Annotated in this window: 17 protein-coding genes and 1 other RNA gene; 9 read left to right on the top strand and 9 right to left on the bottom strand. The window is 30.8% G+C overall.

Annotated elements, in window-relative coordinates; genetic code table 11:
* Positions 1-43 precede the first annotated feature (43 nt).
* Positions 44-1,717: a 4Fe-4S dicluster domain-containing protein gene (locus AJ887_RS05400; RefSeq protein WP_070239542.1), complete on the top strand. Its 1,674-nt coding sequence runs from the start codon at positions 44-46 to the stop codon at positions 1,715-1,717.
* 2 nt (positions 1,718-1,719) lie between these two features.
* Here AJ887_RS05400 and AJ887_RS05395 read toward each other — a convergent pair whose 3' ends face one another.
* On the bottom strand, positions 1,720-3,021 hold the full coding sequence (locus tag AJ887_RS05395) for an MFS transporter (protein WP_070284936.1): 1,302 nt from the start codon (positions 3,019-3,021) through the stop codon (positions 1,720-1,722).
* A gap of 167 nt (positions 3,022-3,188) precedes the next feature.
* Between AJ887_RS05395 and rdgB the strand changes: the two genes are divergently transcribed.
* Entirely contained in the window at positions 3,189-3,791 is a 603-nt protein-coding gene (gene rdgB, locus AJ887_RS05390) for an RdgB/HAM1 family non-canonical purine NTP pyrophosphatase (protein ID WP_052950133.1), read from the top strand.
* A gap of 31 nt (positions 3,792-3,822) precedes the next feature.
* On the opposite strand, the gene AJ887_RS05385 is transcribed toward rdgB, so the two are convergent.
* From AJ887_RS05385 to mqnE, 6 genes are read right to left on the bottom strand one after another with little or no spacing between them, the layout of a single operon-like run.
* Positions 3,823-6,294: an efflux RND transporter permease subunit gene (locus tag AJ887_RS05385; protein WP_070284934.1), complete on the bottom strand. Its 2,472-nt coding sequence runs from the start codon at positions 6,292-6,294 to the stop codon at positions 3,823-3,825.
* Positions 6,294-6,863 (bottom strand): ABC transporter substrate-binding protein, encoded by a 570-nt coding sequence (locus AJ887_RS05380; protein WP_070284933.1) that lies wholly within the window; start codon positions 6,861-6,863, stop codon positions 6,294-6,296. The genes AJ887_RS05385 and AJ887_RS05380 overlap by 1 nt, the downstream gene beginning before the upstream one ends.
* A 9-nt stretch (positions 6,864-6,872) precedes the next feature.
* A complete protein-coding gene (locus AJ887_RS05375) occupies positions 6,873-7,571 on the bottom strand; it encodes a VacJ family lipoprotein (RefSeq protein WP_070284932.1) in 699 nt (232 codons plus the stop codon).
* 44 nt (positions 7,572-7,615) lie between these two features.
* On the bottom strand, positions 7,616-8,059 hold the full coding sequence (locus AJ887_RS05370; RefSeq protein ID WP_002862044.1) for a phosphoribosyltransferase: 444 nt from the start codon (positions 8,057-8,059) through the stop codon (positions 7,616-7,618).
* Positions 8,060-8,073: 14 nt separating this feature from the next.
* Positions 8,074-9,393, bottom strand: a complete 1,320-nt coding sequence (locus AJ887_RS05365) for an NCS2 family permease (protein ID WP_070284931.1) — start codon at positions 9,391-9,393, stop codon at positions 8,074-8,076.
* A 9-nt stretch (positions 9,394-9,402) separates the two neighbouring features.
* A complete protein-coding gene (gene mqnE, locus AJ887_RS05360) occupies positions 9,403-10,467 on the bottom strand; it encodes an aminofutalosine synthase MqnE (RefSeq protein ID WP_070284929.1) in 1,065 nt (354 codons plus the stop codon).
* A 143-nt stretch (positions 10,468-10,610) separates the two neighbouring features.
* Between mqnE and AJ887_RS05355 the strand changes: the two genes are divergently transcribed.
* From AJ887_RS05355 to fumC, 4 genes are read left to right on the top strand one after another with little or no spacing between them, the layout of a single operon-like run.
* Positions 10,611-12,959, top strand: coding sequence for a nucleotidyltransferase (locus tag AJ887_RS05355; protein ID WP_044778859.1), 2,349 nt, complete (start codon positions 10,611-10,613; stop codon positions 12,957-12,959).
* 4 nt (positions 12,960-12,963) lie between these two features.
* On the top strand, positions 12,964-14,760 hold the full coding sequence (gene glmS, locus AJ887_RS05350) for a glutamine--fructose-6-phosphate transaminase (isomerizing) (RefSeq protein ID WP_070284927.1): 1,797 nt from the start codon (positions 12,964-12,966) through the stop codon (positions 14,758-14,760).
* Positions 14,761-14,762: 2 nt separating this feature from the next.
* Complete coding sequence (locus tag AJ887_RS05345) at positions 14,763-17,888, top strand: S8 family serine peptidase (RefSeq protein WP_070284925.1); 3,126 nt, start codon at positions 14,763-14,765, stop codon at positions 17,886-17,888.
* 55 nt (positions 17,889-17,943) lie between these two features.
* Positions 17,944-19,335 (top strand): class II fumarate hydratase, encoded by a 1,392-nt coding sequence (gene fumC / locus AJ887_RS05340; protein WP_002854099.1) that lies wholly within the window; start codon positions 17,944-17,946, stop codon positions 19,333-19,335.
* Positions 19,336-19,363: 28 nt separating this feature from the next.
* Here fumC and AJ887_RS05335 read toward each other — a convergent pair whose 3' ends face one another.
* Positions 19,364-20,407 carry an AI-2E family transporter gene (locus tag AJ887_RS05335; protein WP_002853922.1) on the bottom strand — a complete coding sequence of 348 codons (1,044 nt, stop codon included), beginning with the start codon at positions 20,405-20,407 and terminating at the stop codon, positions 19,364-19,366.
* A gap of 3 nt (positions 20,408-20,410) precedes the next feature.
* On the bottom strand, positions 20,411-21,418 hold the full coding sequence (gene ruvB / locus AJ887_RS05330; protein ID WP_002862037.1) for a Holliday junction branch migration DNA helicase RuvB: 1,008 nt from the start codon (positions 21,416-21,418) through the stop codon (positions 20,411-20,413).
* A 90-nt stretch (positions 21,419-21,508) separates the two neighbouring features.
* Here ruvB and AJ887_RS05325 point away from each other — a divergent pair, with 90 nt between their 5' ends.
* From AJ887_RS05325 to AJ887_RS05315, 3 genes are all read left to right on the top strand, one after another.
* Positions 21,509-21,919, top strand: a complete 411-nt coding sequence (locus AJ887_RS05325; RefSeq protein ID WP_002783915.1) for a hypothetical protein — start codon at positions 21,509-21,511, stop codon at positions 21,917-21,919.
* Positions 21,920-22,278: a transfer-messenger RNA gene (gene ssrA, locus AJ887_RS05320) on the top strand. It abuts the gene before it with no gap.
* A gap of 203 nt (positions 22,279-22,481) precedes the next feature.
* Complete coding sequence (locus AJ887_RS05315; protein WP_070284923.1) at positions 22,482-24,755, top strand: autotransporter outer membrane beta-barrel domain-containing protein; 2,274 nt, start codon at positions 22,482-22,484, stop codon at positions 24,753-24,755.
* Positions 24,756-24,762: the final 7 nt, after the last annotated feature.

Here is a 24,762-nt window from a genome sequence, read left to right as displayed (position 1 = left end):
ATAGAATTTATAAAATGATGTTTTAAAGAGATTAAGGAAGACAATGCAAGATTTTGTTTATATAAAAAATGATGTTTTAATCCCTTTGCCCGATGCTATTGAAATTTTAGATCAGGCAAATGATAAAGAAGCATTAGTTTGCAATGATAAAAATCAAAAAGCACAAATTTATGCCCCTGAGATTAATTTTTATCTTAAAAATTCTCAAGATGAAATTTTAGAGCAAAGTAAAAATGTTTTAACGCTTTATGAAGCAAGAGCTAGTGTTTATGATTTAGGGCTTGATTTAGAACAAAGCAAAGAAGTGCAAAATCGTTTGATTTTAGTAGATAGCGATACTCAAACCGTAGAGTTTTTAAAAGAACATGGATTTAAGGTTATTGCTTTAAGTAGTGCAGAAATTTTAGCTGTTTTTGGAAGTGTAGGGGAGCTTTGTGCTGTGGTTAAAAATCAAGGCGAAGAAGTGGAAATAGATTTTGATTTTTTACTTTTTAAAGCTGAGGATTTAAGCGTTGTGCGTAAAGATTTTACAAGACAAAGTGGATGTTATAATCTTTTAAATTTTGAAAATCTTGAAGTATTGCTTGAGTTTTTACAAAGCAAAAGTCCAAAATATCATTATAAAACTTATATTAGCTATAATGCTAGCGTGTGTCAATACCACGAAAGACGCAGTGAGCATTGTGCAAAATGTGCTGAAATTTGTCCTACTGTGGCGATTTTAAAAGATGATGAAAAAAAGCATTTGGAATTTTCTCAAGTGGATTGTTTGGGTTGTGGAGGATGTATTAGTGTGTGTCCTAGCGGATCGCTTGATTATGCTCCTATGCCAAGAGAAAGTTTTTTTACCCTTTGTGAGTTTTATAAAGATAAAAAAATTTTAATTATTCCCAAAAAAATGTCTTTAGAAAATTTAAATCTTGCTTTACCAAAAGATGTTTTACCCTTTATGATAGAGGGTGAAAAATGGCTTTCTTCTATGCATTTTTTAGCGCTTTTGCAAAATAGTGGAGCAAATTTAGTTTTTTATACGGATTTTGTATCTCGTGGTAGTAATGAGGCTATTGTGCTTTTAAATACTTTTTTTGAGAGAAAATTTCAAAAAAAAGCTATTTTTGTTGCTAAAGATGAAAAAGAATTGCAAAATGTTTTAAAAGAGCAAGAATTCATACAAGATTTAAAATATGATTTTCATAATAACACCTTAACTACAAGAGAAAATTTTGCCAAAAGAATGCAAGAAATGATAAAAAATGAAGATTTTGGCAGTATAGAAAGTGGTGAATGGTTGCGTTATGGTAAGGTAGAAATCAATCCTAACACCTGTACGCTTTGTCTTTCTTGTGTGGGTGCCTGTAATGTAGGAGCTTTAATCGCTGATAAACAAGAAAATGCTTTGAAATTTAATGCCTCTCTTTGCACGACTTGTGGGTATTGTGAGTTAAGTTGTGCCGAAAAAGATACTTTAAAATTATTTCGTAGTGGAATGGAGCTTAGAGCTTCTTATTTTGAATATCAAACCATGGCAAAAGATGAGCTTTTTGCCTGTATAGAATGTGGTAAAGAATTTGCCACCAAAAAAGCTGTAGAAAAAATAGCCAATTTAATGAAGCCTAAATTTGGTAATGATGAGAATAAAATCAAAACACTTTATTGCTGTGCAGATTGCAAGGCAAAAGTGATGATAAAAGCAATGGGTTTTGCGGGGCAAAATTAGATTTAGATCTTAATTTTGCCTTCTAATTCTTCTTTATTTGTAAGTTTGCTATCAAATTTAACAACAAGATTTTTAGAGTTTTTGTAAATATCTACAACCCCTAAATTTTCACCAAAAGTACTGAAATTTAAAGGCGTTTCTAAAGGTAGATAAAGGTTTTTAAAATCAGCTGGATTTTTTAAGAAAAATAATGCCACAAGCCAAATTAGAGCTAAAATTACTAAAATAATAGCCAAAAGATTTAAGGCATCTAGATGTAAAAATATCCCTCCGATAATACCACCTATAAAACTTCCACCATATCCAAAAGCATTAAACAACCCTAATGCTGCACCTTTTTCATGAACTTTACAAAATTTTGATGCACAACTTTGCATAATAGGTTCGTGTAAATTAAAACCTATAAAAAAAATCACAACTGCTATGATAAAAAAATCTATAGAATTACTAAAAGTAAAAAAAAGATAAGAAAGTATGAAAAAAACAATTCCTAAGAGTAAAATTTGTTTAGCTAAACCTCTTTTTTCGCCTAAACTTCCAGCAAAGCCCATAGCGATAAAACCTGCTATCATAGAAGCGCTATAAACAATCCAAAGTTTATCAGAAGCAAAGCCTAAATGTTTTACTAGGATAATAGGAATACTTAAAAATGCTATACTCATAAGCATTTTTTGCATGAAATTAGTAAGATTCATAAGGGCTAAATTTTTTTGTTTAATAAGATGAAAAAAAGGAGTTTTTTCATTTTCATGAGTGATTTTATTTTCTTTAGGTACAACGGTATAAAGTAAAATTATACATAAAAGAGACAAAGCCGCACTAAGATCAAAAAGGCTAGACAAACCCCATTTTGCACTCATTAAAGGAGAGATCACCATAGAAGCTGCAAAACTAAGTCCTATAAAAGAACCCATTACCGCCATGGCTTTACCACGATTTTCTTCTGTGATAAAATCACTTATCATTGCCGTAGCCACAGCTCCAATAGCTCCTGCACCTTGGAGCATTCTTCCTAAAAGCATGGTGTAAATATTTTCCGCAAAAGAGCAGATTAAAGAGCCTATTATAAAAATAATCAGTCCAATGAGCATGGTTTTTTTACGACCAATTTTATCACTTAAAATCCCAAAAGGCATTTGTAAAATCATTTGGGTTAAGGCATAAACACCAACTAAAAGTCCCACTAAAAATTCATTAGCGCCTTCAAGTTTTAAAGCATAAAGACTTAAAACTGGCAAAACTATAAAAAGCCCAAAAAATCTTGTTCCAACTATGAAAGATAAGGGTAAAACATTATTTAGCATTATCAATTTCCTATTAAATTTGAAATTTAAATTAGGATAATTTTACTATGAAATGGATTAAGCATTGATTAACATCGTTTTATCATTTAATATTTAAAAGCTACGCACAAGGATAAATTTTATAAAATCATATTTTTGTTTTTTGATATTATTTTGGAGCTTTTGTTATGAAGATTATCCTAGCTACGAGCAATAAGCATAAGGTTTTAGAACTTAAAGAAATTTTGAAAGATTTTGAAATTTATGCTTTTGATGAAGTTTTAACGCCTTTTGAGATTGAAGAAAATGGAAAAACTTTTAAAGAAAATGCTTTGATTAAAGCAAGAGCGGTTTTTAATGCTTTGGATGAAAAGCAAAAAAAAGATTTTATCGCTTTAAGTGATGATAGCGGCATTTGCGTAGATGTTTTAGGAGGAAATCCAGGAATTTATTCTGCTCGATTCAGTGGTCAAGGTAATGATAAAAGCAACCGTGATAAGCTTGTAAATGAAATGATAAAAAAAGGTTTTAAACAAAGTAAGGCGCATTATGTTGCTGCTATTGCTATAGTAGGTTTGATGGGGGAATTTAGCACGCATGGAACAATGCATGGCAAAGTGATTGATACAGAAAAAGGTGAAAATGGTTTTGGTTATGATAGCCTTTTTATTCCAAAAGGTTTTGATAAAACCTTAGCCCAGCTTAGCGTGGATGAGAAGAATAACATCTCTCATCGTTTTAAAGCTTTAGAGCTTGCAAAAATCATTTTAAAGATTTTAAATAAAGGATAAGAAATGAAAAATTTTTTAAAATATATAGCTATTATTGTTTTAATATATGCTCTTTATGTTGGTTTGGAAACTTGGTTTTCTTAGAATAAATAGTAATTAAAAAGCTTGGTAATAAGAACAAACTTCCACTTAAAAGCAAAATCATTACAAAAACGGTTAAAATTCCAAAATAAATTGTTGGAATGAAATTGCTACTCATCATCACGCTAAAACCTAAAACTATGCTAATGGTGGTATAATAAAGTGCCGAACCTATACTAAGGTGAGAAGTCATAATGGCTTCTTCTAGGCTTTTGTTTTTAATTTCTTCTCTAAAACGATAAATATAATGTATAGCATCATCAACGCCTATACCTATAGCAATAGCAGCTATAGTAATACTCATCATATCCAAAGGAATACCTAAAAGTCCCATAAGAGCAAAAACCACACTTAAAGGAATAACATTTACTAATATAGCTGCAACTGAAAATTTTAAATCCCTAAAAACAATGATAAAAAGTATGAAAATAGCTAAAATTACAAATATAAGAGTATCAAATTGTGATGAAAAAAGACTTTGGAGCATATTATTATAAAGCACCATTATGCCTGTGATTTGCACTTCTACTCCATCGTTTTTTACAAGTTCGTTGAGCTGTTTTTTAAGATCTATTAAAAACTCATTACGTCTTAAATTCGGATCAGAATCAACAATACGCATGCTAAATCTTAATTCATTATTTTCTATACTTACAAAAGGTGAGAGCAAGTCTTGTTTAAATTTAGCAGGTAAATTCTCATTTAAAAACGCAAGAGCAAAATCATCTAAATCTTTTCCATCGTTGATATTTTTCCCTAGGGTTAAAAGACTATTAAGACTTAAAACTGAACCTACAAATTCTTTGTTTTCTAAAAATTCATGAACTTTTTTTGCAATGCGTGTTTTTTTGGAGTCAAACCAATAAGTTTCTTGTGTGGCTAAATTTTCAAATTCGCTTTCAAAACTATCAAGTGCATCGCTTGTATTTTGATCGTTTTTATTATTTGGAAAACGAATGATTACTTCTAAAGGCAAGGTTCCACCTAGATTTTTATCAATAACCAAAAGTCCTTTTTTGATTTCACTACCATCTTTGAAATAATTGACAAAAGAATTTTCAACTCTGAGTTTTGAAATGCCTATTAAAGCTAAGATTATAGCAAGAACTGAAATTCCATAAATCATGCGACGCTTTTTAGGATCAAGAGCGGTTTTAGCACAAAAGGCTAAAAGATTAAATTTAAACTCTTTTTTATGATAATTTTTTGGTTTTAAAAGAACCAAGATACTTGCTAAAAATAAATAACTAAAGATAAGAGCTAAACCTATACCTATACTCATCATAATGCCAAGTTTTATGATAGGTTCGATATTTGATAGGATTAAAGAAAAAAATCCTATCATCGTTGTAACAATGGCATAAAGGCTAGGATTTGCTTTGGCTAGTAAGGTTTCAAGCACTATGCGCTCAACTTTAGCTTTGGGATGATTTTGGGTACTTTCGATAAAATGCGTGATCAAATGAACAACTACACTTAAGGTGATAATTAAAACCAAAGCAACGTAATTTGATGAAATAACCGTGATTTGAAAATTTAAAAGTGCAAAAACTCCACTAGCTGCACTTAAGCTTATAAAACAAATAAAAAGAGGTAAAAAAACAAAGCGCCATGAACGGAAAAAATAATAAAGTGCAAATCCCAGTAAAAATACAAGAGAAACACCATAAAGCACAAGATCAGATTTTATATAAGCTATCATATCATCAGCGATCATGCTTACGCCACCAAGGTAGAGCGTATCTTTGTTTTTTTCATAATTTCGAACTATGCTTTTAATAGTATCTAGACTTTGTTTCGTGATAACTTTTTGCTTGTCTTGATGTTCTTTTATGGCAAGACGAATTTGATCTTTTTCTTTTTCATCGGTAGCAAGATCGCGTTTTTCTATAAGGTTATTATAAACTGCATCAGGCTTTAAGTAAATAATAAGCCCTGTTACTTTTCCATCTTTTGAGATGATATTATTTTTGTAAAAGGGACTATTTAAAATTTCATTTTGAGCTTTTGTGCGGTTTATATCTTGGCTTTCTATATTTGGGATATTTTTTAAAAGTTCTTTTAAATCCGTATTTTGCGAACTTTGAAGCAAAGGGGCATTGATGATACTAAAAACGCGTTCTACTAAAGGGGCTTTTTCTAATTCTTCATGAAGTTTTTTTAATTTGGCTAAATTTTCATTTGAAAAAGGTTTTTCATCATAGGGTTTAAAGGCTAAAAGTAAAAAATTATCACTTTTATAATGTTTTGAAATTTCTCTAAAAGTTTTTAAATCTGCATCATCTTCTAAAAGCAAACTTTCAGCACTTGCATCTACGCTAAGCTTAAAAGCAAAAAAGCTTAAAAACAGGCATATAAATAAGGTTCCAAAAAAAGTACTTTTTGGACGAGAAATAAAAAACTTTAAAAGCTTTGCAAACATTATTCTATGACAATACTTTCAAGTTTTTGAAGTAGGGCATCAAAGCCTTGGTTGGCTAAAATATCTCCAAATTGCGATCTATAAGTTTGTACTATACTCACACCTAAAACATCTACATCATAAATAAGCCAGTTGTTATTATCATTGTAAAATTTGAAAATGATATTTTTTTCTTCCCCATCTACTACCATAGAAGTGGTTAAAAAATAGCGTTTTTCATTTTTTAACTCACCATTTTTGACCTTTAAAACTTGATCTTTATAAAGACTGAGTTTATCGGTAAAACTTTTTTTAAGACTTGCTTCAAAGGCTGTGGTAAATTTTTCTTGTTCTTTTGGATTTAATTTAGAATAATTTTTCGAAAGACTGAGTTTTGCCATGAGTTTATAATCTATTATATTATCAAAAAGTTTAAAAATTCCATCAGCAGCTTGTTTTTTATCTTCTTTGCTATCTTGTAAAAGTTTTAAGCTTGTATCAATGTTTTTTTGCATAGTACTAGAAATTTCATCTAGCTGCAAGGCAAAAGCATTAAAAAATAAAGCCAAGATTAGAAATATTTTTTTCATTATTTTCCTTTATTTGCTAAGTTCATTGCGTCTTTGCTCGTAAGCATCCCGCAAGAATGGATATAAATTAGGCGTGTTGTGATAAATTTCATCAATTTCATCAAGTCTAAAACTAAGTTCATTGCCAAATCCATAAGCGCTTATAGCTATACTTGCCCAAGTAGGATCAATGTAAGCGGTAAAACTTGCATACCAAGTTGCAGGTAAAGCAAGAGTGTCTCTAAGATTACTAGGGCCAAGTATAGGTAAGACAATATGAAAACCGCTTCCTACGCCCCAGTGAGCCAAAACGGTTCCTAAGTCCGCGGGATGTTTTTTAAGACCCATTTTTGATGCCACATCCATAAGTCCACCAAAGCCCATAATGGTATTGGCAGTAAATCTTTTAAATTCTTCTCCTGCTTCTTCAAATTTAAACTGCAAAACATTGCTTATAAAACGCAAAGGAGCAAGTAAATTATCAAAGAAATTTCTTACTCCTAATCTTATAAATTCAGGGGTGATGGCGTTATAGCCCTTAAGAACGGGACGCAAACCATAATCATACAAAGCCACATTAAAGCTTGTCATAGCTTTGTTATATCCTGAAAGCGGATCGTTTACTTGATAGTTTTGGTATTCTTGTTCAAAATCATCTAAATTTTGTTCTTTAGCAAAAGCAAAAATAGTAAAAAAAATTAAAATAAAAGATATAAATTTTATTCTCAAGCAAAAACTCCTAAAAATTTTAAAAGTAAAATTATAGCAAATTTTTAATCAAGATTTATATCCCAGTAAAAATCCACCCATTCAGTAGCTTCTTTTGCTTTAAAATCAGGCTCCAAAAGAGCAGTTTTTTTGTAAAAAATGGTTGCAATTTTAAGTTCTATATGAGGAAATTTTTCAAGCAAAACTTTTTTTATTTCTACTAAACTTTCTCCGCTATCTACTATATCATCAATGAGTAGAATTTTTTTGTGCTTGCTTAAATCAGGAATATTAAAAATTTCAATAGTATCAAGTTTTTTTGTATCATCGTAATGAATTGAGTTTAAAGCAAAAAGCTGACGTGTTTTTAAAGCTACTGCTAAAGAGTGTCCTAAACTCATTCCTCCTCTTGCTATAGCTAAAAGTGCATCAGGGTTAAAATCTTTTTTAATTTCTTTAGCAAGAATTTTTACATCTTCTTTAAATTCTTCATAGGAGTAAAATATCATTATATATCCTTAATTTATTGTAGTGCCATAAGTAAAAAATTACCCAAAGATAATAAACTTAAAACTATAATGCCAAGATTGATTTTATTCCATTCGCGTTTAAAAATTCTTACAAGCAAATAAGAAAGAAAACCAAAAGCAAAACCTGTGGTAATGGAGTAAGTAAAAGGCATCATGATAATAGTAAAAAAGCTTGCTACAGCTATAGCACTATCTTTAAAATCTATATTTTTAACTTCCATAAACATTAAAATTCCAACCATTACAAGTACGGGGTATATTGCGTTTGCAGGAATGGCTTTAAAAAGTGGCAGTAAAAAAAGTGTAAAAGCAAAACAAATAGCTACAACTAAAGCTGTAAGCCCCGTTCTTCCTCCGCTTTCAACCCCTGTAGTGCTTTCTACAAAAGCAGTAACTGTGGAAGTGCCTGTCATAGCTCCTAAGGCTGATCCTGTTGCATCTGCCATTAAGGTTTTGCTTAGTTTTTTTTCTCCATTTTTGGGATCATCAAAAATCTTTCCTCTTTCACCCACACCTGTGATAGTTCCTATACTATCAAAAAGTTGAGTGATGAAAAAAGTAAGAATTATAGGTATCATAGTAATATTTAAGGCGCTTTTGATATCAAGTTGTAAAAAGATGGCTCCTAAACCATTTTCCATGCTAAAATTTGGCAAAGAAAAGATTTGCACAGGAAAACTTGCATTATCTAAATGAAAAATCCAAGCGATAATAGAGCTTACTAATACCCCCAAAATAAAAGCTCCGCGAAGCTTTATAGCCCAAAAAAAGATGATTAAAGCTAGGGTAAAAATTCCAAAAAGCACATGAGGGCTTTTGAAATTTCCTATACTGACTAAAGTATCTTTATTATGCATTATCACACCCATTTGACTTAAGCCTAAAAATGCAATAAAACAACCTATGCCCGCACAAATTGCAAGACGTAAATCTTTTGGGATATTGCGGATTACCCAAAGGCGAAAATGCGTAAAAGAAAGTATGAGAAAAATAATACTTGAAATAAAAACAGCTCCTAAGGCACTTTGCCAAGCTATGTTTTGACCTAAACAAACTGCAAAGGTAAAATAAGCATTTAAACCCATTCCCACACTCATAGCTACAGGAGTATTGGCAAAAAAAGCATTAAAAGCACTTGCAACTATGGTGATTAAAGCTGTTGCGGTGATTAAAGCTTCTATAGGCATTCCTGTATTTCCTACTATGCTAGAATTTACAGGGATAATATAAACCATAGCCAAAAAAGTAGTAAGCCCTGCTATAACTTCAGTTTTAAAACTCGTATTGTTTTCTTTGAGTTTAAAAAAGTCCATTTTTTCTCCTTAGTAGGTTTTTAGCTCGTTATATAAACTATCGCGTTCTACAGGAATAAGATTTGAAGTTTTTATCATATCGATAAAAGTTTTTAAATTTGTGCCTTTGGCAGATTTTGCACCACCTGCGCTTTGTATGCTTTCTTTTTCTATAGTGCCATCTAAATCATTAGCCCCAAATTCTTGTGCTACCATGGCTAAATTTAAAGTCATTGTTGCCCAGTAAGCTTTGATATTTTTAATATTATCAAGCACTAAACGAGCAATGGCAATGGTTTTTAAAATTTCTTCACTATCCATGATTTTATCAGTTTGTATAAAGCTATTATCCCTTTGCCAAACTAGAGGGATAAAAGCATTAAATCCACCGGTTTGATCTTGAAGATCACGCAGTCTTAACATATGATCGATCCTGTGATGTCTTTCTTCTATATGTCCAAAAAGCATGGTAGCATTACTTTGTTTGCCTTTTTCATGCCAAAGTTTATGAATTTTAAGCCAATTTTCACTGCTAACTTTTCCATGACAAATTTTCTTACGCACTTCTTCATCAAAAATTTCAGCTCCACCGCCTGGCATGGAATCAACGCCGTATTCAAGCATTTTTTCTATCACTTCTTCATAGCTCATTTTAAAACGACGATGTAAAAAATCAATCTCAGCAGCAGTCATAGCTTTTACATGAAGATTAGGATATTTTTCTTTTATCATTTTAAAAATTTCTAAATACCATTGCCAAGTTGTATCTTTGTTATGAGCTGAAACGATATGTACTTCTTTAGTTTCTCGTTTTACAGTTTCATCGACGATTTTCATGATTTCTTCATGAGTCATCAAATAAGGATTAGGATTTTTTCGGTGTGCTGAAAAGGCGCAAAATTTACAGGTATCTGCACAGATATTAGTTGGATTGATATGGCGATTGATATTAAAATAAACTTTTTTTCCATGAAGTTTGGTGCGTTTTTTATGGGCGTATTTGCCTAGGGTAAAAAGATCTAGATCCCAAAGTGCATTGGCTTCTTCTTGGTTTAATCTTTCTTCATTTTCTAGTTTGGTAATTAAATTTTTCATTTTAATTTTACTCTTTTGCTGTTTTTAAATAAAGCATTATAATTTTTGCTTACTGAAAAAGAGTTTATAGAAAAAGCCAAAATAAAAGATATTTTTGTTAAGATTATTATTAAAATATTAAAATTTAAAAGAGAGTGGAAATTTTGTTAAATAAAGAATTAGAAATTTTTAAAAAAAATCTTAGTTCCTATACCCAAAGTTGTAGAAAATTTTTTCTTAAGCAAGGGGCGTTTAGTTTATATCATTCTAAAAATATGGATAATTTCATAAAAAAAGCTTATGATATAGTTCTTAAAGATTATTTTGATGATTTTTCACCTCCAAGTGATAATATCCCTTTTTGTGTTTTAGCAAGCAAAGCATATGCAAACAATAGTCTTTGTTTTAATGAAAGTATTTCTTTGATTTTTGTTTATAAAGATATTAAGGCTTTTCATTTAAAACCTATGATTAAGGCTTTTATTGAAATTTTAAATGATACACATTTGCAAATTGACTCTGTTATCTTAGAATTTAATGGACTTTATAATGCTAGCAATGAGCTTAAGACTTCTATAATACAAACTCGTTTCATATGTGGTTCTAGGATTTTATTTAAAGGGATTAAGACGAAATTTGAGAGTATTTTAGAAGAAAATAAAAATGATTTTGCCAAGCTTTTGCTAGAAAATTTTAAAGAATTTGATATTCCATTTATAAAGCAAGAATTTAATATCTTAAAAGATTTTGGCGGATTAAATCATTTAAGATTCTTAGAGAGTTTGCTTGTTCTTTTTAAGACTTCTCCAAAAAATTATGCTTTAAATTTTATAGATGAAAAAAATTTAAGCGAGTTGCGTTTAGCTGGAGATTTTTTACTTTCTTTAAAATCAGCGATGAATTTATTAAGTGCTAAAGATGAGGATGAGTTTTTACTTATTAATGTTCATGATTTGAGTGAATTAATGTATAAAAAAGCTAAAAAACATTTTGGAGCAAATGAGTTGTTGGTTCAAAAGGCTTTGCAAAGTATGCATACTATAGGTTTTTATACACACTTTCTAGCAAAGCAAATTCAAGATGGATTAAATCATACCCCTAAACAAGAGTATAAATTTAAAACTCTTATAGAAGTTTTAGAATACTTATTAAAACTTGAAGATAAAGAGGTTATTTTCGATCTTAACTTGGTTTTTGCCCTAAGAAGATTGAAATACGGTAAAAAAGATATAGAAAAAGCTTTAATACTTTTTGAGAAAATTTTTTATAAAAGGCATAGTTTTTGTGTTTTAAAACTTTTGCTTGATAGTGGAATTTTAAAAGATTTATGCAAGCCTTTTTGGACAGTTCGTTTTTTAAGTGATGAAGAAGGAAATTATAGTTTTGATGAGCAAGTTTTTCTTATGTTAAGTGAATTTGAAAAATACGAAGATGAGCTTGAGATACTCCAAAAACTTAAAACCGATGAAAAAATGATTTTAAAGCTTGTGATACTTTTAAGCGCTATAGAAAGTGAAAATGAAATTTCTTTAGCAGGCATATATAGAGCGTATTGCTCCAAATTTGATTTAAAGAATGAAATTTTAGAATGGGGTCTTAAAATATTTAAAAACAATAATGCCTTAAAAGATCTTGTAGAAAAAGAAGATATATATAATCCTATTGTTGTAAGTAGTTTGGTTTCTAAATTAGAAAATTTAGAAAATTTAGAGCTTTTATACACTTTAACTTGGCTAAAGGCTAAGGCTTTAAATTACAATGCTTTTTATTTTAGAGTTCTTGATAAACTTTTAGAAAATGCAAAACAAGGTTTTGAAGATGAAAATCTACTTGAAGAAAGCGCAAGAAGAGTAAAAAAAGAATTAACACTTAAAAGAAGTAAGATTTTTTTAGAGCAAGATGAAATTTTGCAAGATAAAATCATACATATCAAATCAAATCTTTTTATTATAAAAAATACTTTTGAAGATATTGTTATGATTTCTAAATTAGCCAAAGAAAATGATTTTAAATTTTGGTTTAGCAATGAAACAAATCTTAGTTTGCAAATTGTTGCACCACTTCATTTTAATATTGCTATTATTTTAAGTTCTTTAACAAATTTAAATCTTATTTTCATGAATTTTTTTGAACTTTTTGATGATAAAATTTATTTAAGATTTGAATATGATAATATTATCAGTGATGAGCAAAAACTAAAACTTTGCGAGCTTTTAAATTCAAATCTTTCTGGTTTTAATTTGAAAAAAATTAAAAAGCCAATCATTAAAAAAGATGAGTTAAAATTAGACTTAAATTATTCTAAAATGTATGCCAAATTAGGTCTTAATACTAAAGATCAGCAGGGTTTAATGGCGTATTTGATGAATGTTTTTAATGAACTTGAACTTGTTTTATGTGCAGCAAAAATTCAAACCATAAGACAAAGGACGCGTAATATTTTTATTTTTCAAAAGAATGAAAAATTAGAACATAGCGAGCAAAAGTTAGTTAATTTATTAATAAGTGAGTAAAAAAATGTGTGGAATCGTAGGCTATATAGGAAATAATGAAAAAAAACAAATTATACTAAATGGACTTAAAGAATTAGAATATCGTGGCTATGATAGTGCGGGTATGGCAGTGATGCAAGAAGGAGAGCTTAGTTTTTTTAAAGCTGTAGGAAAACTTGAAAATTTGGCGAATAAATGCACGGATTTTGAAAGTCAAGGTTATGGTTTTGCTATAGGTCATACAAGATGGGCAACTCATGGTAAGCCTACTGAAATCAATGCACATCCTCATTTAGGACAGTATTCTTGTGTGATTCACAATGGTATTATAGAAAATTATAAAGAAATCAAAGATAAACTTGAAAAAGAAGGCGTGAGTTTTTTAAGTCAAACCGATACTGAAGTTATTGTCCAGCTTTTTGAATTTTACGCAAGAAATTTGGGAGTTTTTGAAGCTTGGCAAAAAACCATCAAAGAACTTCGCGGTGCTTTTGCTACTTTGTTAGTAACAAAAAAAGATCCCCATCATGTGTATTTTGCAAAAAATGCTGCTCCTTTGATTATCGGTAAAAATGCAAATAAAGAATGGTATTTTTCTTCAGGTGATGCACCTTTGATAGGAAGTTGTGATGAGGTAATGTATCTTGAAGATTTAAGCTTGGGATACGCGAGTAAAGATGAGCTTGTTGTTTATGAAAATGATGTTTTAAAATCACTTTGTTTTTCTAAGCTTTCAGGCGATAAGGCTTATGCAAAAAAAGACGGCTTTCGCTTTTTTATGGAAAAAGAAATTTATGAACAAAGTCGCGTGATGAGTGAAGTTTTAATGGGACGTATTCAAGGCGATGAAGTCGTTTTTGATGAGCTAAACAATGAAGATTTAAGTCAAGTAGATGAAATCACGCTTTGTGCTTGTGGAACAAGCTATCATGCTGCAATGGCAAGTGCTTATTTATTTGAAAGAATTGCTAAAGTTAAAGCTAAAGTAGAAATTGCAAGTGAATTTCGCTACCGTGAAGCAATTATAAAAAAAGATTCTTTATTTATCGTTATTTCTCAAAGTGGAGAAACAGCAGACACTTTAGAGGCTTTAAAGATTGCAAAAGAGCAGGGCGCTAAGACTTTTGCAATTTGTAATGTGGATAATTCTAATATAGTGCGTTTAGCACACCTAAGTCTTTTAACTCGTGCGGGCATAGAAAAAGGAGTTGCTTCAACTAAAGCTTTTGCCACTCAGGTTTTAACACTTTGGATGCTTGCTATTTTTATGGCGCAAAAAAGAAATTTAAATGTTTCTGCTGAAATTAAAGCGCTTTTACATACTCCAAATTGTGTGAGTGTAAAACAGGCTTTACATGAAAAAATTCATCGTTTATCCAAGCGTTATTTAGATGGACATGGCTTTTTCTTTATAGGTAGAGATGTGTTTTATCCTTTGGCCTTAGAAGGAGCTTTAAAACTTAAAGAATTATCTTATCTTCACGCTGAGGGTTATCCTGCAGGAGAGATGAAACATGGCCCTATTGCTCTGGCTGATTCTAAACTTTATACTATAGCTTTAATGCCAAAGCATATGCTTTATGAAAAAACAAAATCAAATGTTGAAGAGCTTATAGCTAGGGATTCTACAGTGCTTAGCATTTCGCCTTTAGAATTTAATTTGAGTGATGATTTTATAAAAACCAATGAGCAAGATCACTATATGTGTGAATTTTTTGAAATGATGATAATTACTCAACTTTTAGCAATGGAAATTTCTATAAGACTTGGTAATGATGTGGATATGCCAAGAAATTTGGCTAAAAGCGTAACGGTAGAATAGAAATGAAAAAATTTTTTTGTTTAACTTTCGTTTGTAAACTTTTTGCTTTAAGTGAATTTGAACTTCATCATATTGATAAAGTACATAAGCTAGGGTATAGTGGAGATACTATTATAATAGGTGTAGCCGATGATGCTTTTAATCAAGATCATATTAGTTTAAAGGATAAGATTTTAAAGTCTACTTATCCTACTGATACAGCTGGGAAACAGCTTATACCTGATTTGCAAAAATCAACACACGGAAGTCATGTAGCAGGTATAGCTGTTGGAGCAAAGATAGACGATAGTAAACCTTATGGAGTGGCTTATGGGGCAAAATTTTATGGAGCTGGGGTGTTTCCAAATGGCTCTTACACTCAAAATCCTAATATTTATAATTTTTTCAAAAATGTGAGTATTATTAATAATAGCTGGGGTATTAAATTTTATCCTTATTTTAATCTTAGGGCTTCAAATTCTGGATTAGTAGATTGTACTCTAACTAATCAAGGGAAAAGCTATAATATCTGTAATACTCCTTTGGAGTATGTTATGAAAGCAGATAAAGTTGCTAATGATATGATGAGGCTTAGCAAGGATAAGGGAGTATTAAATGTATTTGCTGCTGGTAATGAAGGAATTCTTAGCCCTGCTTTGCATGCGATTTTACCAAGTTATGATGAATCTTTAAGAGCTTGGTTGGCTGTTGGAGCTTTGGATGCAAATGAGATTACTTTAGAATCAGATGGGACTTTAACAATTAAAAGTCAAGGTTTGGCCGATTTTAGTAATGGTTTTAAGGGAGCTACGAATTTTTCTTTAGTTGCTGCTGGAGTAAATATTAATAATGTTGATTCAAGCACTAATGATAACTTTACAAAAAAAAGTGGAACTTCTATGGCAGCACCTATGGTGAGTGGAACAGCGGCACTGGTCAAGCAAAATTTCCCCTTTTTGGATGGTAAGCAAATTGCTGATATACTGTTAAGTACAGCAAATAAAAATTATAAGGCTCCAAAATTTACTGTTAAACAAGTAACCGATGGAACAAATCAACCTAAATTTCTTATTGTGTATATTTCGCAAGATCCACCTAAGATAGAAGATGAAATAAAACGGGATTTAAAACAGCTTTACAATGGAATGCAAGTTCAAATTAATGGACAATGGATTGATTATAGTGATTATATTTGGGATAATAGAGATAGTGCGCAGTCGCAAAAACTTAATACTTCCACTATTAGTTCTATTAATGGAGTAGTTAGGGTTGAAAAAGAAGAATTATTTGGACAAGGAATTTTAGATGCACAAAAGGCGTTAAAAGGACTGAGTATTTTAGATGCAAACAGACTCAGTGACCAGGATGTATTAAAATATGATCAAGAACCTAATACAGCTTATTATACTATAAATACTGCAGGTTATGATGCTGAATTTTCTAATGATATTAGTCAAAGAAAATGGGATGAAAGTACTCATTTATCAAGCGCTATTAATAAACCTACACATTTAGCTAATCTTAACATAGGATTATCTAAAGAAGGTGAAGGTATTTTGATTATCAGTGGTCAAAATACTTATGAGGGTGCAACTTTAATCAAACAAGGAGAATTAAAGCTCAAAGGAAAAGTTAAAAATAATGCTTATGTAGAACAAGAAGCAATGCTAAGCGGTAATGGTATTGTAGGGCAAAATTTAAACAATAAAGGCATAGTTAGACCTGGAAATGAAGATTTGAGTGATTTAACCGTGCAAGGAACTTATACTCAAGAAGGAGTTGACTCTAAATTACAACTTGATTTTGGTAATTATAAAAATTCTAAACTGATTGCAAAAACTTATGATATTAAGAGCGGGAATTTAGAATATATTCCTTTACCTAAATACTATATCTTAAATAAGCCAGTGAAAATTAATTTAGGAGATTTGGAAAAAAGTTTATCATCTTTTAATCATGTTTTGGTGCAAAATACTTATGCTTTAAATTTTGATTTTGTTTTAAGTGATGATTTAGTGAGTATTAATAAAATCTTAATAAAACCTAATTTAAAACCCAATGCTTATGAAATTCCTAATACAAGCTTGGGAAATGCTTTAAGACAATTGCGATCTAGAGCAGACTTGAGTCGGACTTATCAGGAATTTTTTGCTTCTTTAGATAATGGAATAGATGTAAAGACTAAATTAAATAGAATAGAAGGTTCAGAGTATTTAAGCACTTTTAGTAATCATAATCAATCTAATTTGATACAAAATAACATATTGTTTACTCTTCATCCTCTTAATATTAATAATTTTGCACAAAACAATAATATGTTACTTGCTAGTGCTTATTTACCTAGAATTTTTAGTAATGAAGAATATTTTTGGCACCTTACTCCAAGCTATAAATACTATAAAGATAAAGATTTTTCAGGTCAAAAAACAGGTGCTAATATCTCTTTAGGAGAAAATTTCTCATCAGGCTTTTTAGCTTATGCTTTATCTCTTTCTAGCGCTAGATTTAATTTTAATAATGGTAGTGATTTGAAGAGTTATAATATGGACTTATTGTTTAATTATAACCATGATTTAGATTTTATAAAAATATTAAGTGGATTAGGTATAGGTGTAGGATTTAATACTCTTAATCGTTTTGTAGTAGAGCAGCCAATTGAAGGCAAGTATAAAACATTGCAAACTTCAGCCCAGCTTGGTGTAACTAAAGATATTATTTTAGGTCAAGATTTTATTTTTAATCCTTTAATGTATTTTACACATAGTTTTTTTTATCAAGAAGATTTTAAAGAAAATAAAAGTCCTTTTGCTAAAAATTACGAAAGTTTAAAACATCATAGCATAAATGCAAATTTAGGTTTTAATCTTGCTAAAAATATAGAGCAAGATGATTATCAAGCTTCTTTTTCTACTTTTGTAATTTTTGAAAAAAGAATTTATGGAAGAACTTTAGAAAATAAGGCTAGTTTTGTTGATTTTCCTATTGCTTTTATTCAAAAATATAAATTAAAAGATAATATTTTAAGTCAAGGTTTTAATTCAGAATTTTTATATAAAAACAATGTATTTTGGCAGTTTATGTTAATGAATAGATTTTCTCATAATGCCTATGAATTGCATTTAATGAGTTCAATAGGAAAACGTTTTTGAAAGTATTTATTTTTTTAGCTTATAATAAATAAAATTTTAATCAAAGGAAAAAATTATGGAATACAGAGTTGAACATGATACCATGGGTGAAGTTAAGGTCCCAAATGACAAATATTGGGGAGCGCAAACTGAAAGAAGTTTTGAAAATTTCAAAATCGGTTGTGAGAAAATGCCAAAGGTTTTAATCTATGCTTTTGCAAATCTTAAAAAATCTTTAGCTTTAGTCAATAACAAACTTGGCAAACTTGATGATGCTAAAAAAAATGCTATAGTTCAAGCTTGTGATGAGATTATCGCAGGTAAATTTGATGATAATTTTCCACTTGCGATTTGGCAAACAGGTTCAGGTACGCAAAGCAATATGAATATGAATGAAGTTATTGCAAATCGTGCCACTGAAATCATGGGCGGGGATTTTCGCAAAGAAAAGCTTGTACATCCAAATGATCATGTTAATATGAGTCAAAGTTCAAATGATACTTTTCCAACAGCTATGAGTATCGTTGCAGTTGAGCAAGTAGAGAAAAAGCTTATCCCTGCGCTTGATGAGCTTATTGCAACTTTTGAAAAAAAAGTAAAAGAATTTGATGGTATTATCAAGATAGGACGCACGCATTTGCAAGATGCTACCCCACTTACTCTAGCACAAGAATTTAGTGGATATCTTTCTATGCTTTTGCATTCAAAAGAGCAAATCATCGCTTCTTTACCAACTTTAAGAGAACTTGCCATAGGAGGAACCGCAGTAGGAACAGGGCTTAATGCACATCCAGAATTAAGCCAAAAAGTAAGTGAAGAGTTAACTCAACTTATAGGTACGAAATTTGTTTCAAGTCCAAATAAATTTCATGCTTTAACGAGTCATGATGCGATCAATTTCACTCATGGAGCTATGAAAGGTTTGGCTGCAAATTTAATGAAAATTGCAAATGATATTAGATGGCTAGCTTCAGGTCCAAGATGCGGTCTTGGTGAGCTTATCATCCCTGAAAATGAGCCAGGAAGTTCGATTATGCCAGGTAAGGTAAATCCTACTCAGTGTGAAGCTGTTACTATGGTTGCTGTACAAGTGATGGGAAATGATGCAGCTATTGGATTTGCAGCAAGTCAAGGAAATTTTGAACTTAATGTGTTTAAGCCTGTGATTATTTATAATTTCTTGCAAAGTCTTGATTTGTTGGCTGATTCTATGCATTCATTCAATATCCATTGTGCTGTAGGTATAGAACCAAATCGTGCAAAAATCGATCATAATCTTCATAATTCTTTAATGCTAGTTACCGCTCTAAATCCACACATAGGTTATGAAAATGCTGCTAAAGTAGCCAAAAATGCCCATAAAAAAGGTATTTCTTTAAAAGAAAGTGCAATGGAGCTTGGTTTGGTTAGCGAAGAAGATTTCAATAAATTTGTTGATCCTACTAAAATGATAGGCCCAAAAGCTTAAAACATAAAACTTGCCTTTTTAAGGCAAGTTAAATTAAATTCTTATCTTTTAAAATCACATACATTCTTAAAGTTGATACAAAAAAGGTTAAAATTGCAGGACCTAGTATAATACCCCAAAAACCAAAGGTAGAAATTCCTGCTATCATAGCCAAGAAAATTAAAAGTTCGTTGATTTTGGTTGGGGTTTTTACAAGTTTTTTGTTGATCCATTTGATGATTAAAGGTTTGATTAAAGTATCTGCTATAAAAGAAATTACAATTACAGAATAAATAAAAATAACAAGAGCTGAGTTAAGATTGTTTGAGGCAAATTCATAAAGACTTACAGGCACATAAATTAAAGCTCCTCCTATAGCAGGTATGAGAGAACTTACAGCAAAAATTACTCCCATTAAAATTCCATCATAACCATAAAACATTGTGATTAAACCAAAAAGTGCACCTTGAAATATCGCTACAATCACCATAGAGTAAAGCACAACAGCCATAACATTACCCACTTCACTTAAAACATCATCGAGTTCTTTTTTATCAATAGGAATGATGGATTTAAGATAGATAACAAGTTCTGTTCCATATAAATTTGCAAAGAAGTAAAACACACAAATTAAAACCATATCTATAAGAAATTTAGCTCCTGATTTTGTAAAACTTGAAGCATAACTTAGAATTTGTTTGGAAATGCTATTTAAATCTATAGAAGCTAAAAATTCTTTGATTTTAGGTTCTAAAAAATTAAAGCTTTCAGGCAAGGTAAATTGATAGTTTTTGACATAATCAAGTGTTTGTGTGACTAAATTGATATCAAAATTCTTTAAAGCTTTGGCAAGTTCTATCATGGCATAAACAAAAGGTGCAAAGAAAAGCAAAACCATGCAAGCTGTTGTAAGAATGGAAGCTAAAAATTTATGTCCTTTAGTAAGATTTAAAAATTTCGCATTGATGTTTGAGGTAGCTACTGCCATTAAACTAGCTATGATAATCACAAGTAAAAAACCTTTAAAAAGATAAAGCAAAAGAAATAAAATAACTAAAATAAAGCTTATAAGAAAGAATTTTCCATTTTGCAAAATTTACTCCTCAAATAAAGTTTTTTCATAGTTTAATTTTAAAGCACTATAGCTTTTTGTACTAGCTATACGCCCTTTTGCAGTGCGTTCTATATAGCCATTAGCTAGTAAATAAGGTTCGATTACATCTTCTATGGTATTTTCATCTTCGCTTAAAGCCGCAGCAATGCTTGCAAGTCCGATAGGTTTTTGTTTAGCAGCAGTTAAAAGTTCAAGATATCTTAAATCCATCGCATCAAAACCAAGCTCATTCACTCCTAAAGAATTTAAGGCTTCATTAGCTCTTTTTTCTGTGATAATCTCTTCATCATTAACATCAGCAAAATCTCTTACCCTTTTTAAAAGCCTTAGAGCTATTCTAGGGGTTGAACGACTTCTTTTAGCGATCTCAAGTGCGGCTTTTTCTTCGCAAGTTTTATTAAGTTTTAAAGCTGCTTTTTGCAAGATGAGAGCAAGTTCGCTATCTTTGTAAAATTCTAATCTAAATTGCATACCAAAACGATCGCGCAAAGGATTGCTAAGCATACCTGCACGCGTTGTAGCCCCTATAAGAGTAAATTTTGGTAAATCAATTTTTATGGTTTGAGCAGCTGGACCACTACCTATAATGATATCAAGGCGGTAATCCTCCATTGCAGGGTAAAGCACTTCTTCGATAGCAGGGCTTAAGCGATGAATTTCATCAATAAAAAGTATATCTCCTTCGCTAAGATTAGTTAAAATAGCGGCTAAATCCCCGCTTTTTTCTATCATAGGAGCGGCGGTTGTTTTGATATTTGCACCCATTTCATAGGAGATGATATTAGCTAGTGTTGTTTTTCCAAGTCCTGCAGGACCGCTAAAAAGTATATGATCTAAACATTCATTGCGTTTTTTAGCTGCAGCTATAAAGACATTTAAATTTTTTTTAATGCTTTCTTGACCTATATAACCATCAAAATTTGAAGGACGCAATGAAGTTTCGTAAGTTTCATCAAAGGAATATTTTTCTATTTCTACTATTCTATCCATATCTTTGCTTATATTTTGGAAAAATTAAAATAAGATTTTAGCTAAAATTTGCTAGAATTTACATTAAACTTTAATGATTATGGTTTAAAAATGGGAATTTTAACAAAATTAGAATTAGATTATGAAATTGACGATATAGAAAAATTTTTACAATTTTTTAGAACCATGTGCGATAGGTTTGAACCTTTAATCATCAAGCTTGGAAGTGATAGCGTGCGTTATAAAGAAGCCATAAAAGAGCTTGAAACTTTAGCACACAATACCGCTTGGGCAGCAAGACGCTTAAATCTTGAAGAAGTGACTGATTTTTGTGTATTTTGCGAAGAGATGATGGCACAAGCAAATCGCTTTAACGGGCCTGCTAGTGATGAATTTACGGATTGGATGCTTTTGATGAGCGATCAGTTTGAAAAATATTGTCGTTCATATGAAAATGATGATTCTGTTTTAGCGGTTTTTAATCCTTTAATTGTTAATGTTCCAAATATTATTTCTAAATAAGGGAGCGACTTGGCTTCGACAGGAGTAAGTCTGCTTAGATGGCATGTCGCTTTGGGCAAAGCGTAAAAAGCCCAAATAAAATTAAACGCAAACAACGTTAAATTCGCTCCTGCTTACGCTAAAGCTGCGTAAGTTCAGTTGAGCCTGAAATTTAAGTCATACTATCTAGCTTAATTTTCGGTCATTTTTGATAGTGTAGCCTTGCGTTTGACAAGCGTTGAGGTGAAATAAAGTCTTAGCCTTGCTTTTGAGTTTTGGAAGATGAGCGAAGTAGGGTGAAGTAGTCATCTTTGCTAAGCATGTAGAGGTCTTTGTGGGATTATTTTTGGACAGGGGTTCGATTCCCCTCGCTTCCACCATCACGCTAATTTTAAGTAAATCATAAGTTTATTTCAAATTTTTAGAATTTTTTATATGAAGTTAAGATCGATTTATTACCCTTAAAACTTTGATATATTAAGTTTTATAATTTTTCATTAAAAAATTATAGTTTTATTTTTAAGCTTATTTTTAGGGGGGGTATAATTTCTTCTTTAGTTTAAATTTATTGAAGGAGAAACTTATGAAGAAAAATGCTTCGAGCAAGATATTGCTAAGCTTAGGTGTAGCAACTTTGCTTTATTCAGGTGCTTTTGCACAAGAAATCAATCTTACAGAGTCTTCAGATATAGGAAATTATTTTGAAGAAAATGGTAAGGATATCAATCTCAAAAATCCTGATAATTACAAAGGAAAAGATTTAAGTATCAAAATGGGCATTGGAGATTTACCAAGCGATGGCTATGATAGCGCTGATTATCAATTGAACATTGATATCGGTAAAAACAATACTTTAAGCTTTACGCATAATAACAATCAAGAACCTGCTTATGTAACAAATCTAAACGCTACTGCTAAAGAGGTTAAAACAACAGATATAATTTTACAAGCTTTTGCGCCTTCGGTGATTAATGGAGATTTGACTATGACTGGCTCAGGAAAGGAAGCCATTACCGAGGATGAAAAAAAAGGTTCGGGTATAATTCTTTATAATGGAGCAGGTGAAACACAAAGTGCTAATGGTAGCTTAACTATAAATGGAAATTTTACTGCCGATAAAACCCTTTTTGCTACTTATGGAAATTTTGTTAAGGTAAATGGAACTGCAAATCTTACAAATTCAAATTTTGGACTTATCAAACGCTCTTATACAGACTTAGAAGCAAATAATGTAGTGATGGTTCAAGCTAAAGATTTCAATGAAGATATTTTAAAAGCAAAGAACAACGCAGGTGCATTACTTGTAAAATTTTTAAATGATTATGTTTCAACTGATCTTCATGGCAAAGATGAATTAGAAACAGGAGCTGTTATAGATATTAGCGATGAAGAGAAATATGGCGATGGAGAAAAAGGCTTAGTAGATTATAAACTTAGTGTTCAAAACTGCGGTGCCAATAAATGCTTGGTAGTTAATGGAGGTGCTACTGCAGCAGCTAAAGATAAACTCACACAACTTAAAGTAGATATAGATACTATTGATAAATTGCTTAAAAATGAATTTGATTCCGATCAAGATGAAGAATGGGCAAAAGCCAAAGAAGCCCTTGAAAAACAAAAAACTGAACTTGAACAACTCAAACAAGAAGCTGAGAAAAACGGCGGTAAAATCGATGATGAAAAATACATTGATTTAGTAAATAAAAACTTAAATTTAAATCTTAGTGCTAATGATAAAGCTTCTATCCTAGTACTTCGTTCTATCACAGAACAATTAGGAAGTATAGGAGCAGATTTAGCAAGTAGAGAAGGTGTAAAACTAGCTTTAGATATCAAAAAAGACACAGACAATACAGGTAAATCTGTATCTAATCTAAATTCAGCTTCTAGTGCAGTTAATACCACTATGAATATTTCTAATGATGTTTCTATAGGCTCTCGTGTAGCAATGCTAAACAATCCTTTTGGAACTTATGCTTCTAAAATGAATGATCTTAAATTTGCTGCTTTAGATAGTGATATGAGACCAAGCTATGTAAATGAATATACCAATAGTGTTTGGGCTAATGCTTTTGGTGGTGCTAACATTATCGATGGAGATAGTGGTGCAATGTATGGTGCTACCGTAGGGGTAGATAAACAAGCTAATGATAATGTTTTATGGGGTGCTTATTTTACTTATGCAAATGCTAAAATCAAAGACAATAATTTAGAACAAAAAAGTGATAACTTCCAATTAGGTATGTATTCTACTATCAATGTAGCTCCACAATGGGAACTTAATCTTAAAGCTTATGCTCAAGTTTCTCCAACTAAACAAGACAATATTCAAACAGATGGTGCATATAACTCAGATTATACAAGCAAATTCTTAGGACTTAGTGCTAATGCAGGTCGTGTGTTTGACTTTAGTGATAATACTTTATTTATCAAACCTTTTGCAGGGATAAATTATTATTTTAGTTATACTCCATCTCATACAGAAAATGGTGCTATTGCTAAAGATATTGATTCTATGAAAAACAATTCTGTAAGTGTTGAAGTGGGTGCTGAATTTAGAAAATATATGAATGAAAACTCTTATATTTTTGTAACTCCAAAAATAGAACAATTTGTTATCAATAGGGGTGATGATTACACAGCTAATTTAGCTATAAATAATGCTTTCTTTACTAGTGTAGAAGCTAACAACAAGAAAAAAACTTATGGACAAATTATCGTAGGGGGTAATATAGATTTTACAAATCAACTCAGTATGAATCTTGGTTTTGGTGCTAAACAAATACTAGCAGGTAAAGTAGATAATAAAAATGAAACTTACTTAAGTGGTCAAGTAGGACTTAAGTATAAATTTTAATCTTAAA

Origin of the sequence: Campylobacter sp. BCW_6466, assembly GCF_001762835.1 — a bacterium.
GTDB lineage: Bacteria > Campylobacterota > Campylobacteria > Campylobacterales > Campylobacteraceae > Campylobacter_D > Campylobacter_D jejuni.
The sequence above is the reverse complement of the archived record's forward strand: the minus strand, read 5'-3'. Positions and strand labels throughout refer to the sequence as shown.

Coding starts and splice junctions, on each gene's coding strand:
- AJ887_RS05400 (WP_070239542.1), top strand. CDS start 44: ATGCAAGATTTTGTTTATATAAAAAATGATGTTTTAATCCCTTTGCCC.
- AJ887_RS05395 (WP_070284936.1), bottom strand. CDS start 3,021: ATGCTAAATAATGTTTTACCCTTATCTTTCATAGTTGGAACAAGATTT.
- rdgB (WP_052950133.1), top strand. CDS start 3,189: ATGAAGATTATCCTAGCTACGAGCAATAAGCATAAGGTTTTAGAACTT.
- AJ887_RS05385 (WP_070284934.1), bottom strand. CDS start 6,294: ATGTTTGCAAAGCTTTTAAAGTTTTTTATTTCTCGTCCAAAAAGTACT.
- AJ887_RS05380 (WP_070284933.1), bottom strand. CDS start 6,863: ATGAAAAAAATATTTCTAATCTTGGCTTTATTTTTTAATGCTTTTGCC.
- AJ887_RS05370 (WP_002862044.1), bottom strand. CDS start 8,059: ATGATATTTTACTCCTATGAAGAATTTAAAGAAGATGTAAAAATTCTT.
- AJ887_RS05365 (WP_070284931.1), bottom strand. CDS start 9,393: ATGGACTTTTTTAAACTCAAAGAAAACAATACGAGTTTTAAAACTGAA.
- mqnE (WP_070284929.1), bottom strand. CDS start 10,467: ATGAAAAATTTAATTACCAAACTAGAAAATGAAGAAAGATTAAACCAA.
- glmS (WP_070284927.1), top strand. CDS start 12,964: ATGTGTGGAATCGTAGGCTATATAGGAAATAATGAAAAAAAACAAATT.
- AJ887_RS05345 (WP_070284925.1), top strand. CDS start 14,763: ATGAAAAAATTTTTTTGTTTAACTTTCGTTTGTAAACTTTTTGCTTTA.
- fumC (WP_002854099.1), top strand. CDS start 17,944: ATGGAATACAGAGTTGAACATGATACCATGGGTGAAGTTAAGGTCCCA.
- ruvB (WP_002862037.1), bottom strand. CDS start 21,418: ATGGATAGAATAGTAGAAATAGAAAAATATTCCTTTGATGAAACTTAC.
- AJ887_RS05325 (WP_002783915.1), top strand. CDS start 21,509: ATGGGAATTTTAACAAAATTAGAATTAGATTATGAAATTGACGATATA.
- AJ887_RS05315 (WP_070284923.1), top strand. CDS start 22,482: ATGAAGAAAAATGCTTCGAGCAAGATATTGCTAAGCTTAGGTGTAGCA.